11 protein-coding genes are annotated in these 13,640 nt (G+C 42.9%); 9 read left to right on the plus strand and 2 right to left on the minus strand.

The window, feature by feature from the left end:
• Positions 1–150: 150 nt before the first annotated feature.
• Positions 151–1,488 (plus strand): chromosomal replication initiator protein DnaA, encoded by a 1,338-nt coding sequence (gene dnaA / locus IX53_RS00005; RefSeq protein ID WP_047755300.1) that lies wholly within the window; start codon positions 151–153, stop codon positions 1,486–1,488.
• Here dnaA and IX53_RS00010 read toward each other — a convergent pair.
• Together IX53_RS00010 and trmB are read right to left on the minus strand one after the other, a co-directional pair.
• A complete protein-coding gene (locus IX53_RS00010) occupies positions 1,466–2,458 on the minus strand; it encodes an NAD(P)H-dependent glycerol-3-phosphate dehydrogenase (RefSeq protein ID WP_047753612.1) in 993 nt (330 codons plus the stop codon). The genes dnaA and IX53_RS00010 overlap by 23 nt on opposite strands.
• 1 nt (position 2,459) lies before the next feature.
• Entirely contained in the window at positions 2,460–3,413 is a 954-nt protein-coding gene (trmB, locus tag IX53_RS00015; RefSeq protein WP_047753613.1) for a tRNA (guanosine(46)-N7)-methyltransferase TrmB, read from the minus strand.
• 170 nt (positions 3,414–3,583) lie between these two features.
• Here trmB and hpt point away from each other — a divergent pair, with 170 nt between their 5' ends.
• The 8 genes from hpt to ileS are packed head-to-tail and all read left to right on the plus strand — an operon-like array spanning position 3,584 to position 13,630.
• Positions 3,584–4,123 (plus strand): hypoxanthine phosphoribosyltransferase, encoded by a 540-nt coding sequence (gene hpt, locus IX53_RS00020; RefSeq protein ID WP_082128413.1) that lies wholly within the window; start codon positions 3,584–3,586, stop codon positions 4,121–4,123.
• Complete coding sequence (locus IX53_RS00025) at positions 4,101–4,412, plus strand: hypothetical protein (RefSeq protein ID WP_156173059.1); 312 nt, start codon at positions 4,101–4,103, stop codon at positions 4,410–4,412. The genes hpt and IX53_RS00025 overlap by 23 nt, the downstream gene beginning before the upstream one ends.
• 33 nt (positions 4,413–4,445) lie before the next feature.
• Positions 4,446–6,806, plus strand: coding sequence for an ATP-dependent DNA helicase RecG (recG, locus tag IX53_RS00030; protein WP_047753615.1), 2,361 nt, complete (start codon positions 4,446–4,448; stop codon positions 6,804–6,806).
• Complete coding sequence (gene rsmD / locus IX53_RS00035; protein ID WP_053001058.1) at positions 6,806–7,372, plus strand: 16S rRNA (guanine(966)-N(2))-methyltransferase RsmD; 567 nt, start codon at positions 6,806–6,808, stop codon at positions 7,370–7,372. Before recG ends, rsmD begins: the two co-directional genes overlap by 1 nt.
• Entirely contained in the window at positions 7,369–7,854 is a 486-nt protein-coding gene (locus IX53_RS00040) for a Mut7-C RNAse domain-containing protein (RefSeq protein WP_047753616.1), read from the plus strand. The genes rsmD and IX53_RS00040 overlap by 4 nt, the downstream gene beginning before the upstream one ends.
• Positions 7,841–10,489 carry an ATP-binding protein gene (locus tag IX53_RS00045; RefSeq protein ID WP_053001059.1) on the plus strand — a complete coding sequence of 883 codons (2,649 nt, stop codon included), beginning with the start codon at positions 7,841–7,843 and terminating at the stop codon, positions 10,487–10,489. Before IX53_RS00040 ends, IX53_RS00045 begins: the two co-directional genes overlap by 14 nt.
• Positions 10,490–10,493: 4 nt before the next feature.
• On the plus strand, positions 10,494–10,847 hold the full coding sequence (locus IX53_RS00050) for a response regulator (protein ID WP_047755304.1): 354 nt from the start codon (positions 10,494–10,496) through the stop codon (positions 10,845–10,847).
• Positions 10,848–10,876: 29 nt separating this feature from the next.
• The gene (gene ileS, locus IX53_RS00055) at positions 10,877–13,630 is read left to right on the plus strand and encodes an isoleucine--tRNA ligase (protein WP_047753617.1); all 2,754 of its coding nucleotides are present in this window, start codon (positions 10,877–10,879) and stop codon (positions 13,628–13,630) included.
• Positions 13,631–13,640 lie beyond the last annotated feature (10 nt).

The raw sequence follows: 13,640 nt of genomic DNA on the forward strand, positions 1-13,640 counted from the left end.
GTCTTCAAGACCACCCCTTCTTATAGTGGAGTACAAAAATTTCCCATTTTTATAGAATGTAAAATCTGGTATCATTATTTTAGTTTCATCTTCTCTACTTTAACTTTTCCTGTTGCGGTACTTCAGGGTTACTATGCTTCGGAGGTTGCCGTGTCGCATAGGATCATTCGAATACTTGAAAAAAAGCTCTCCAGGAAGACCTGGGACAATTGGTTTACAACCTTAGAGATCAAGGAAATAACAGGGGATAAGGTTATTTTTAAAGTTGGAAACCTTTTCGTGAAAGACTGGCTTCAGTCAAGATACGGAAAGGTTATACATCGTGCTATACAAGAAGCCATTGGTAAGGACCTTCCCTTTGAAATTATCTATGAATCCCCTTCAAAAGATGCTTTTGAACCCGAAGAGTACAAAGGTCCTCTTGTCAAAAAGAAACCATTGCTTTTATCGGAACTCAATCCCGAGTATACCTTTGAAAACTTTGTTGTCGGCCCCGAGAACAGAGCGCTTTTTGAAGTGGCACAGGAGATCGCCAGAAGCCCTGGTAAGTTCAATCCCTTTTTCATATATGGCGGAGTTGGTCTTGGAAAGACCCACATGTTGCAAGCTATTGCACATAGAATAATAGAGCTTTATCCGGAAAAGAGGGTATTATACATAACCAGCGAACGATTCATGAACGATATGATAGAGGCAATAAGAGGAGGTTCCATTAGAGACTTTAGAGAACAATACAGAAAAAAAGCCGATGTTCTCCTGATTGATGACATTCAATTTCTTATTGGTAAAGAAGGCACACAGAGGGAGCTATTTCACACATTTAATGAACTACATGACGCTGGAAAACAGATAATCATATGTTCGGACAGGACACCAGATGAGCTCAATGGTTTTCCGGATCGCCTTATTTCAAGATTTCAGATGGGAATGGTTATGGAGATAGCATCTCCTTCAAAAGAAACAAGGTACAAGATCGCGAAACGGCTGGCGATACGTGAATCAGTGGAGTTACCAGATGACGTAGCTATGGAACTAGCCAGAAGGATCGATGGTAATCTCAGACGCTTGAGGGGAGCGATAATCAAGCTCATCGTTCAGAGTGGCATTTACAAAGAAGAGATCGATCTTGCTTTTGCCAGGCAAATAATCGGTTCTTTTCAGACCGATAGCCCAAGAGTAAGGGCTTTGACCGAGGTAGATCATCTCATTAAAGCTGTCGAAAAAGTGATGGGGGTTACTAGAGAAGAGATCATGGGTGTTTCGAGAACTAAGAACGTGGTAAAAGCGCGACAGCTGTTCATTTATATTTTAAAACAAGAGTATGGAAAAACCGTGCAGGAAATAGCCCAACTCACTGGCAAAAAGCACTCCACGGTGATACATTCGATAAAGAAAATAAGCAACAGTGTACTCAGAGACAATAAATATATTAAAGACCTCATTTCTGAAATAAACAACACAGTAGCTACAGATTTTGCAGCCAGCTGATTTCATCTTTTTGCTTTCTTGTCATCAGTTCTTCTATGGCGATACGAGGATCCTTCTCTTCGTAAATTACTCTATAAACTTCGATGGAAATAGGCAGTTCCACATTCAATCGTTTTGAAAGTTCGAAGATAGCTTTGCACGTTGGAACACCTTCAGCAACTGTTTTTTTGTTTTTTAGAATTTCTTCGATTTTCTTTCCTTTGGCGAGTTCCTCTCCAACGGCTCTGTTTCTACTGTATTTGCCTGTACAGGTAACGATGAGATCACCGATGCCAGCCAGACCTCCAAAAGTCCCGGGTTTTGCCCCCAAACGGCTTCCGAGCCTGATGAACTCAACGGTGGCCCTGGTTATCAGAGAAGCTTTAGTGTTATACCAGCCTCCCAGACCATCAATGATTCCTGCTGCTATGGCTATTACATTCTTGAGCGCCCCAGAGATCTCGACACCCACAAGATCGTCACTGCTGTAAACACGAAAATAATTCGTTCTGAAAATGTCTCGTACGAATCTCGCGTCTTGGATATTTTCAGCGGCTGAAACAACGGTTGTCGGGATTTCTCTCGCGACTTCGTCAGCATAGCTCGGACCTGAAATAGTCACGACTCGAAAAGTTCCCAGCTCTTTGAAGATTTCTGAAGGTCTCTTCAATGAAACCAACTCTATTCCCTTTGACAGGTTAACAACCGTCTTATCTTCGAGGTTAAGTCTACCGAACACACTTCTTATATACTGAACTGGAACAGCATTGAACAACAGGTTTGAAAATTCAAAGCACTCATGAATATCCCCGGTGAACCTTATCCCCTCAGGTAAGGTTAAATCCTCTATATAGTAGGACCTACGTTGTTCATTGAGCAGCTCCAGAAGCTCCTTTTCCCGAACCCAGAGTAAAACTTCGTGACCGCTATCAGAAAGTACTTTGGACATTGCTGTTCCCCAACTACCAGCTCCTATAACAGAGATCTTCATGTCACTCCCCCTTTTTGAGGATTTCCGCCAGACCGTAAACAGCACGCTTCACAGCCTTTGTTCTGTACGGAAGACCGTGACCATTTAGTCTTACAATCCACGCATCCTTTTTGGACTTTCTTTTAACCTCAATGTAGAACTTCTGTTCAAAATCTCCATCAACGGCTATGGTTTCAACTAGATATCGCTCATTGAACAGATCGAGGTAGATATTTTTGTAAATATAGGTTGTTCCATTTTCACTAAAGCGTTCGTTTATTATTTTTTTGAGATTATCTATGTCAATTACGCCACCAATCCAGCTATGAGGCATTTCCTCACCTCCAGTAATTTTCTCGATATTTGGTGTCATAACTTTTACACCATACACCCGAAAGATATCACGATTTTCCTTTTTCCATTTTTGTTCATAACGCGTATTTACACCCATTTGGGGATTCTTTACTAATTCGATATCTTTGAAACAGCCTGTCGCTTCCGCGCTTCGTTTAAAATCCATAGCGAAATTATCGTCATCGGTATAGAGCTGGAAAAAGCCATCTTTCTTCAATATAGCAGCAATGCTGGTGAGAAATTCCCTATCATTCAGACGTTTGCGTGCATGACTCTTCTTCGGCCAGGGACAGGGGAAATTCATGTAAAAACCAGAAAAACTTTCCCTGGAAAACAGTTCTCTCACTCCAAACCGTGCATCAACCAGCGCCACGCGAACGTTTTCAAGCCCTTTCTTATAGAGCTGCTTTTGTACTTTGACCAGGGAAATAAGCGAGAGTTCAAGGCCGAAAAAGTTGTATTCTGGGTGATTTTCGGCCATTTCTACCAGAAACTCACCGTTCCCAAAACCCACTTCTAAAAACAATTCTCTATCTTTTCCGAATATGTTCTTTGTATCAACAGGAAGGCTCATTGATGCCGGGTCTATGAAGTATTTGAGAGTATCTACATTCACATTCATGTCCATCATCCTCCACTATTTTTCTTAGGTATGATAGCATGTCCCTTTCTGCAGCACTATGACAGCGGAATTAAAAAATCCTTTAGTAGAACTTGACCAGATATGATGCATTTCTCCCTTAAAGGACCAGAAAAAGGGTGATATAATACATTAAAATCGGAGGTGAAAACATGGACATAGAGCCCTCCATGTTGAAGGTTCTCTTCACGAAGGAGGAAATTATTGAAACTGTCAAAAGACTTGCAAAGGAAATAACGGAATATTATGCTCCACTAACCGACGAAATCACAGCTGTATGTATCCTGAAAGGTTCCGTTCACTTTTACAGTGATCTTCTTAAAGAACTCGACTTGAAAGTTAGATACAACTTTGTTCACGTCTCGAGTTACTCCGGGACAACCACAACGGGCAAAGTACGGGTCAAAACGTGGGTGGATGAGTCATTGACAGGAAAGTATGTCCTGCTTGTGGAGGACATAGTTGACACTGGAAATACGCTTCGATACATTATAAACTACATTTGGAAACAGCGGCCTGCGGATGTGAAGCTCGTTTCTCTTCTCGAAAAGACAGTTCATGAGCATGGTGTGGAGATCGATTTTGTTGGTCAAAAAATCGACGATAAGTTTGTCATTGGTTATGGGCTTGATTATGACGAATTCTACAGAAATCTTCCCTACATCGGTTATGTACCGAAGAAAGAAGGGTAATTCAATAATATTAGGCATTTCGTTGCTTATGCTGCTACTTCTTGCGCTCATGAGCACATATTCTTTAAGCCTGGTGAGAGAGGCGAGTATTGTTTTACATCTCAGACTGGAGAATACTCTAAAGTATATTACTGTTGAGTCAGCGTTGAAAGTACTGGCATTCTCCAGAGATCATCAGAAACCTGTGGAACTGGAATTAAACGGATATTTACTGAAAACTTATAAAGACGGAAATAAATGGTACATCAAGATTGAAAAGGATGGAATCAGGGAAATATATAGTGAATAACATTTTTGGTACGTTTAAATTCTGGAGGTTGAGATGCTGTTTGAAGAGTTCCTTATTGCCTGCGAGGAACAGCTTGAAGGCTTCCTTGCAAGTAAACTCCCCCCTTCAGCTCTCTTCGAAGAGCTAAAGCGACTTGCGCGTTATATAGATCCCGAAGAATTCAAATCTTTTCCTTCTCTCAAAGAATATCTCACCCCCTTTTTGCATTATTACTCGGTATTTCAGAATTTACCCCCCGAAAGACAACGCAAGAGAGCAGAAAACGGCTTCAAAATGATTCAAAAAATGCGAAAACTGTTTTTGCTGACGAGGAAAGAAGAAATCGAAAATCTAAAATTCGACAGAATTAACTCTGAAGCGAGCGTAAAGTTTGCAAGAGGTGTTGGAGAAGCACGAGCTAAATTGTTACAGCGTTTTGGCATTGAAAAAGTTAGAGACCTGCTCTGGTGGCTGCCAAGGGATTATGAGGATAGACGTAAAATTATCCCTTTGTCTTCGATTCGTCCGGGTGAAAAGGTTACGCTCCTTGCTGAACTGCTGAATTACTCCATCAAGAGGGTAAAAGATTATGTGATCGTGACCGCCGTTATTTCCGACGGATTCGGACAGATGCTCCTAAAATGGTTTAATCAGGAGTACATAACTAAGTATCTCAAAAAAGGTGCGCGATATCTTATTACTGGAGTCCCAAAGAAGAATCCTTTTGGTCCATATGAAATGAACTCTCCCGAGTTTGAAGAAATAAGTGGTGAACCAAAACGCGAAATATTACCGATATATAGTTTAACTAGCGGACTCACACAGAAAATGATGCGCCGTATCATTCGAAAGAATCTCGCGGTACTGAAGGTTTTTGAAGAGTTTATTCCGCAAACATTTCTTGAAAAGAGAGATCTGCTTCCAAGGGAACATGCAATGCTGGCGGTCCACTTTCCAAAAAGCCTTTACGAGGTAAAAAAAGCCAGGGAAAGACTTTCTTATGAAGAACTTTTCCTCTTCGAGGTGGCACTCCTTCATAACAAGGAGAAGTTGAAACACAAGAACCTTGGATTGAGTAAGCGAATAGCTGGCGAGCTATCCAGACGTTTTATAGAAGCACTTCCATTCAAACCTACCGAAGATCAGCTAAAAGCCTTTAATGAAATTAGAGATGATTTGAAATCGCCAATGCCTATGAACAGAATGCTTCAAGGAGATGTTGGTTCAGGAAAGACCCTTGTCGCGGAATTGGCTATCATTGACAATTTTGAAGCGGGTTATCAGAGTGCTATGATGGTCCCCACCTCGGTGTTAGCTATACAACAGTATGACAAATTGCGTGAAGATCTTAGCAAAATCGGCATTAAAGTAGGGCTTCTTGTCGGATCCATGAAGAAGAGCGAACAGGAAGCAGTTAAAAGAGCACTCACACTGGGGGAGATCGATGTTATTGTAGGCACACACGCCCTAATTCAGGAGAACGTTAATTTCAAAGATCTGGGTCTCGTAATAGTAGATGAACAACACAGATTCGGTGTTAGACAGCGTGAAGCGCTCATGAACAAGGGGAATCTGGTGGATACCCTTGTTATGACAGCCACCCCCATTCCGAGAACCCTTGCTCTTACAGCATATGGTGATCTCGATATTTCGACCATCCGCGAAATGCCGCCCGGCAGATCTCCCGTTAGAACCCTGATAATAACGGAAAACAGGCTTCCGGAACTGTATTCTTTCATACGCGATGAAGTGGCGATGGGGCACCAGGTATTTTTCATTTATCCCCTTATCGAAGAGTCTGAAATAATGGACTTGAAAGCGGCGACAGAAGCCGCTGAGTTTCTCGGTAAGGAGGTCTTCCCGGATATAGGAGTAGAACTTCTACACGGAAAAATGAGTGATCAGGAGAAGAGCGGGATCATGGAGCGCTTCAAAAACAAAGAAACAATGATACTCGTATCGACTTCTGTGATAGAAGTTGGTATAGATATCCCGACGGCTACGGTTATGGTGATAGAACATCCAGAAAGATTTGGATTGGCACAGCTCCACCAGTTGCGTGGCAGAGTGGGAAGGAGTGCGCTGAAGTCGTATTGTATCCTTGTGTTGAACAGAGGTCTTTCCAGCGAAGCCACGGAAAGGTTGAGGAAATTCGCCTCGACAAGCGACGGTTTTAAAGTGGCAGAAATTGATTTGAGACTGAGGGGACCAGGAGAATTCATGGGGACGAGACAACATGGACTTCCCGATTTCAAAGTAGCAGATATCGTTCGTGACAGTAAATTGCTGTTTTGTGCTCGTGAAGATGCAACTGAACTAATAGAAACCGATCCTGAACTCAAACAACACCCCGGGATAAAGAAAGAGATCCTCGAGCGCTTTGGTGAAAAAATCTCGCTTATAGAGGTGGGATAATGCTGACGATAACGGGCGGTATCTACAAAGGTAGGAAAGTAGAAACGACACCGCGCGAGGTGACGAGATATACACCGCAGATGGCTAGAAAGGCTTACTTCGACATTCTGGATGTAGAGGAAAAGAGCTTCCTTGACCTTTTCTCTGGAAGCGGGGTCATGGGTATTGAGGCTTTGAGCAGAGGGGCACTGAAAGTGACATTTGTGGACAGTTCAATTATTGCCTGCAGAACTATAAAGAAGAACCTCAGAACCCTTAGGGCTTCAGAAAACAATGTTGAAATTTTTTGTCGGGATTTCAGAAGAATCATTCCTCGTCTTGAAGCTGAAGGTCGAAAGTACGATCTGGTGTTTGCCGATCCCCCTTTTGAAAGGGCTTATTTCGAACAACTTCTCACCAACTTCACCACACACTGTGTGATAAATACGGAAGGTACTGTGACTATTGAAGCGCCAGGAAACGCCAGGGAAATAATTGAGAAAAAAACGCGTGAATCAAAGTTGAGATTAGATGATATAAGGAAATATGGTGGTATCTATCTGTACTTTCTGAAGGTGAGGACATGAGATTTTTAGCCGATAGGATGCTCGGTAAGCTTGCGAAAAAGCTGAGGATTTTGGGATTCGATACTCTATATTTTAACGAGATAAGCGAAGAAGACCTGCTTAAAATTGTTCTCGAAGAGAATAGAGTATTGTTGACCCGGGATAGGGAGTTTCATGCGAAAGCAGTAAAAGCAGGCAGCCGGAGCTTCTTGTTGAAATCCAATTACTGGCAGGGTCAGCTGCGAGCAGTATTCCAGAGATTCAAATTGCAGCCGGAATTCTTCAAGCCTTTCAGTCGATGCTCTAAATGTAATGCTGAACTGGAAAAAGTTGATCCTGATGACATAAAAACCAAGGTTCCGGATTATGTCTTCTTTACTCAGGTGGAATTTCTACGCTGCACTGGTTGTGGGCAGATCTACTGGAAGGGCACTCACGTTCCCAGAATAATTAATGCTCTCAGTGATTTTATCAATGAAGGTGGCCACCATGATGATCGATAACGTTCTTAGTTTGATCAGCGAACTTTCTCGAGAGTTGGACGAAGAATTTCTGAACATATCCAGAAAAATTGAAACCCCCTGTTCTCTTTTTCTCTTCGAGAAGTATCGGGAGCGTTTAAAAGAATACAGAACAAGTGATGGCACTCCCGACAGACAGATCTATGTTGAGAACACCACAGACCTGTTGAAACGTGAAATGATAGTAGGGAATTTCCTCACCAGACAGGGTGAGATACTTGAGAAAAAACGCCTGACCTTATTGCCCCTGTTCAGGGGAAGGTCCCTGTTCGGTGCTATCGTCTTCTGGAAACTTGAACCCGTTAGAAAAAGGCTTCCACAGGTCGACAGGCTGGCTTTTCTCATAGAATTGCTTGTAAGACTTTCCGAGGGCTATGAGGCTGCCAGACAATTGGAGATCTCGAAGAAATTGACGGAAGTCTCTGAAAAATGCCTCGATGAAGAGGAACTTGTAGAAAAAAGTATAGAGATAGCTAGGGAACTACTAAGAGTCAATTTTCTAGCGATATACAGAAATGTAGGGGATTTTTTCACTCACGTTAAAAGTTGTGGTGCAGCCGATTATTCCTGTGCTTCAGAATTGGATTCAGAAAAGGTAAAAGAACTCCTTGCAGAAGGGGTCTTCCTCTCCTCACGTAACCTGAAGTTGACGAGCGTCGTGTTTGGTGAAGGCAAAGTAAAATCCTTCGTTGTAGTTCCACTCTATTCGAATGGAGAGCTGGAAGGGCTTTTTGTAGCCGCAGACCGGATAGAAAATCCCATGGAGTTCAGAATACACAAGCATCTCGATGAGAATGACCTGGAACTACTCTATGATTTTTCCCATCGATTAAGTCTCTCATTAAGCAGACTGAGGTTAAGAAAGAAGCTGGAAAGCGAACTGGAAAGATTGAAAATGCTTCAGAAAGAGAACAAGGAATATATAGAACTCCAGCGACTGCAACTTGCCAGACTCAACGCTCTTCACAAAATAAGTCAGGCCATGCGTAGAACCTTTTTGCGCGAGAGGATCATTAAAATCCTACTCCTTGGAGTGGTAAATGAAGATGGATTGAATTTTGACCGTGCCTTTTTCTTTGAGAGGGATAGAGAGAAACTCTTCCTGAAACCTCTTTACTCCTTGTCTAGAGAGTGCATAAGTATGTCTATGAGAGCTTCTTTTTATGGGGATCTGTATCAATTCCTCATGGAAGCTTCTATGAAGGAACTTTCCTGCTTCAAAAGTCTCGATCCGAAGAATGGTATTTCGTATTCCGGTAATAAGGTTCTAGAAAGGGCTGTACTCAGAAAGAAAACGATTTATGTAACGCCGGCGATCCTGAAAATACGAATGGAAGAGTTATATCAGCTTAAATCTCTGGTCGGAAGCGAGGAATTTATAATCATCCCTGTATCAGGTCAGCACGGAGTGGAAGGAATACTCGTTGTTGAGAAAAATTCGACTGCCAGTAGGGTATCTTCCACGTATCTTGAAATTCTTGAACTCCTTGCTGACAGCGCCGGTCTTTCCTTAGAGCTTGCGGAAAACTATGATCGACTGTTACAGATTACGAAATCCCTGGAAAAGGAGAAAGAACTCTCAAATTATTATCGTGCTTTTCTCACTAATATACTCCAATCGCTGGAGACAGCTATTATCGTTTTCGATAGAAAATTGAAACTCACTGAAATAAACAGAAGTGCTGAACGATTGCTGGGGATGCCAAGGGACGCCCTTATTGCAAAAAACATAGAGCAATTTAGCGGGATTTTCGACCCTCTTGTCCCGCTTATAGAAGAAGTGGCCAGGAGCGGAGAAACGCTCTTCCTGTCTGGCAGAAAAGTACCGGCTTTAGGCGATGTGGTGCTCGATATTAGAATCCTCCCTCTGTTTGAACAAGCAACGATCGCGGGTGTCATACTCTCGATCAACGATGTTACCGAAAGATATAGATTGGAAAATGAGTTGAAGAAGAGAGAGAGGTTATCGACACTTGGTGAAGTCTCGGCGAAGATAGCACACGAAATCCGCAATCCAATCAGTGTTATTTCGGGCTTCGTGAACAGATTGAAGAAAAGTACATCGAAAGAAAAAATTGAAAAGTACTCCGAGATTATACTCGATGAGATGAGAAGACTCGAAAGAATAGTCACAGAAGTGCTGGAGTATTCGAGAAGTGGTTCAGGACTTGTATACGAGAAAATTTCAGCTTACTCTCTCTGTAATGAGGTGCTCAAAGAATATCAGACCTACGCGGTCGATAAAGGTATAAATCTGACCCTTGAGGGTGAAAAAAATGCGAGTTTTTATGGCGACAAAAACCGCATCAAACAGGTTATAATAAATTTAGTTCAAAACGCTATCGAAGCCTCTAAAGAGACGGAAACAGTAAGGGTCGTTTTGAAAACGACCGATGAAGACGTACATATCGAAGTTATAAACAGGGGAAAATTGATACCACCTGAAATATTGAAGAGAGTATTCGAGCCCTTTTTCACCACGAAATCCTACGGAACGGGGCTTGGGCTTTCTATATGCAAAAGTATCGTAGAGGAACACAACGGACAGATTCAAGCGGAAAGCGACGCTGAAAAGGGAACAGTGTTCAGAGTCATACTTCCCTCTGGAGGTGAGTGAGTTGTTGAAACGAATTCTGATCGTTGAAGATGAACCAAACATGAGGCTTCTTCTCGAGGAAGAGTTTACCGATGAAGGTTACGAAGTCATCAGTACCAGCTCCGGAAAAAAGGCTCCAGAAATACTTGAAGAGAGCAAGATAGATTTGGTGACGATTGACATTGAGATGCCGGATATCAATGGTCTGGAACTCGCTGGATTGTTGAGAAAAGATTACCCAGGACTCAAAATTGTCCTCCTTACGGCCTATTCTCATTACAAGCAGGACCTCTCTTCGTGGGCCGCCGATGCTTACATCGTTAAGTCTTCTGACCTCGGCGAACTCAAAAAAACCATTAGAGAACTTCTCGAACAATAGAAAATTGAATAGACGCTGGAGGTGTTTTGATGGATTACAAGGATACTCTAAATCTTCCCAGTACAGGTTTTAAGATGAAGGCCAATTTGGTTAACAGAGAACCGATGCAGCTCAAAGAATGGGAGAAAATGGGTTTATACGATTACATACGCGAACAGAGAAAAGGCGCTCCCCTTTTCATATTACACGATGGCCCACCCTACGCGAACGGGAATATACACGTGGGTACAGCTCTCAACAAGATACTCAAGGACTTCATAATAAAATACAAGACATTACGAGGTTACGATGCTCCGTACATTCCTGGTTGGGATACCCATGGTTTGCCCATTGAGCAAAAGGTTACTTCTGAGCTTGGAGCAAAGGCCAAAGAACTTCCCAAACCGGAAATTAGGAAACTATGCAGAAAATACGCGACGAAGTATTTCAAGATTCAACGTGACCAGTTCAGGAGACTGGGCGTTCGAGGAGATTGGAAGAATCCTTATCTCACATTCGATCCAAAATACGAGGCAAGCGTCTTAAGAGTACTTTCAAAGCTCGTGAAACAAGGGCAAATCTACAGAAAACTCAAGCCTATCTATTGGTGTACTCATTGCGAGACCGCGCTGGCGGAAGCTGAAGTCGAGTACCACGATCATAAATCGTATTCCATCTATGTTAAGTTCAGAGACAGTGAAGATCCAGAATTATATTATGTAATCTGGACTACCACTCCCTGGACCCTGCCTGCCAACGTTGCAATAGCCCTCAACCCCGCTTTCGATTATTGTGAAGTGAAGGTTGGAAGTGAGAGGTATGTAATCGCTAGAGAACTCGTAGAAAAGGTTATGAACGAACTGGCTATCGAAGAGTATGAAGTAATTACAACGAAGAAGGGTAGTGAGTATGAGGGGAAAAAAGCCCAGCATCCTTTTATGGACAGGAAGTCCCTTGTTGTACTGGCTGATTACGTTGAGCTTGATGCCGGAACTGGTTGTGTTCACACAGCTCCCGGACACGGTGAGGAAGACTACCAGACGGGCTTGAGATATAACCTTCCAATCCTCTCACCGGTAGACGACAATGGTGTGTTTACCGTTCAAGCGGGTAAGTACGAAGGTCTTCACGTTTTCAAAGCCAATCCCGTCATAGTAGAAGATCTCAGAGCATCCGGTCATCTTCTTGGTGAGGGAAAGATCGAACATTCATATCCTCATTGCTGGCGTTGTAAAAACCCAATTATATTCAGGGCGACAGAACAATGGTTCGTCAACGTCGATGCAAATAGCCTCAGGGAAAAAGCTTTGGAAGAAATCAAAAAGACCGAATGGCATCCTGGCTGGGGAGAGAATCGGATAACAGCGATGGTTCAGGACAGACCGGATTGGTGCATTTCCAGACAGCGTTCATGGGGAATCCCTATACCAGCTTTCAAATGTAGTGATTGTGGAGAGGTCATTCTCGATGCAGAACTCATCAACCACTTTGCGTCTATCGTGGAAGAAAAGGGAACGGATGTATGGTTTATTTACGACGCCGAAAGATTATTGCCAGAAGGGTTCCACTGTCCAAATTGTGGTTCAAATCACCTGAAGAAGCTAGAGGATATCCTCGATGTCTGGATCGATTCTGGGGCTTCCTTTGACGCAGTTGTGAAAACCAGAAGTGAACTTCGCTTCCCTGCCGACGTTTACATTGAAGGTAGTGACCAACACAGAGGCTGGTTCCAGTCTTCCCTTCTCCTTTCGGTAGCGTCTGAGGGAATTGCACCGTTCAAAACTGTGATAACACATGGTTTTATAAACGATGAAAGCGGTCACAAGATGTCCAAATCCCTTGGAAATGCCATTGATCCGCAGGAGATAAACGAGAAGTACGGTGCCGAAATTCTCCGACTATGGGTTGCTAGTTCCAACTATCAAGAAGATATCCGTATTTCGATGAACATTATTAATCAGCAAGTCGAAAACTACAGAAAAATCAGAAATACACTGCGTTATTTGCTCGGAAACCTATCAGATTTTACACCCGAAGCTGCTGTCCCCTATGAAAAATTGCTCGAACTTGATCGCTGGGCTCTCATGAAGCTTCACCAGCTCATAAAAGACGTCACGGTTCATTACGAGAACTACGAGTTTTATAAAGTCCATATGGCAGTGATGAAATTCATAATCACCGATATGAGCGCGTTCTATCTAGATATAATCAAGGATCGTCTCTACGTCGAGAGTAAAGATTCTCTTCAGAGACGTTCAGCTCAGACCGTGCTATTCGAGATTCTGATTGCACTGACGAAGATGCTTTCACCCATATTGACATTCACAATGGAAGAGGTCTATGGTTTTCTGCCAGAATCCGCCAGAAAGTTTGCCACGGTTCAGGCAGAGGATTGGCCTGCATTTAAAGAAGAATACATAGATGTGGAACTCGAAAAAAGGTGGGAAAAGCTGATTGACCTGAGAGAAGATGTGCTCAAAGCCTTGGAAATCGCAAGATCCAGAAAGGAGATCGGCAACTCCCTCGATGCGAAGGTAATCCTCGAACTCAAAGATTCTGAAGTGAAAAGTATTGTCAATAAATACAGCCTTGACATCCTTGCAGATATATTCATTGTGTCACAGGTAGAATTCGATAGGGTCAATGGCGGTTTTGAGGGAGAAGTAAGCGCTGTCCTTGTGAAGAGAGCCGAAGGCGAAAAGTGTGAACGTTGCTGGAAATATTCGATAGAAACAGGTGCTGATGAAAGATATCCTGGAACGTGCCCGCGCTGTGCGAGGGTTCTCTCTGAGAACACAGATTAATGGGGGGATG

This window comes from Kosmotoga pacifica (assembly GCF_001027025.1).
Lineage (GTDB): Bacteria > Thermotogota > Thermotogae > Petrotogales > Kosmotogaceae > Kosmotoga_B > Kosmotoga_B pacifica.

Excerpts from the sequence above, each read along its gene's own strand:
- hpt (WP_082128413.1), top strand. The coding sequence starts at position 3,584 with ATGGACATAGAGCCCTCCATGTTGAAGGTTCTCTTCACGAAGGAGGAA.
- IX53_RS00010 (WP_047753612.1), bottom strand. The coding sequence starts at position 2,458 with ATGAAGATCTCTGTTATAGGAGCTGGTAGTTGGGGAACAGCAATGTCC.
- ileS (WP_047753617.1), top strand. The coding sequence starts at position 10,877 with ATGGATTACAAGGATACTCTAAATCTTCCCAGTACAGGTTTTAAGATG.
- recG (WP_047753615.1), top strand. The coding sequence starts at position 4,446 with ATGCTGTTTGAAGAGTTCCTTATTGCCTGCGAGGAACAGCTTGAAGGC.
- rsmD (WP_053001058.1), top strand. The coding sequence starts at position 6,806 with ATGCTGACGATAACGGGCGGTATCTACAAAGGTAGGAAAGTAGAAACG.
- trmB (WP_047753613.1), bottom strand. The coding sequence starts at position 3,413 with ATGAATGTGAATGTAGATACTCTCAAATACTTCATAGACCCGGCATCA.
- IX53_RS00040 (WP_047753616.1), top strand. The coding sequence starts at position 7,369 with ATGAGATTTTTAGCCGATAGGATGCTCGGTAAGCTTGCGAAAAAGCTG.
- IX53_RS00025 (WP_156173059.1), top strand. The coding sequence starts at position 4,101 with ATGTACCGAAGAAAGAAGGGTAATTCAATAATATTAGGCATTTCGTTG.
- IX53_RS00045 (WP_053001059.1), top strand. The coding sequence starts at position 7,841 with ATGATGATCGATAACGTTCTTAGTTTGATCAGCGAACTTTCTCGAGAG.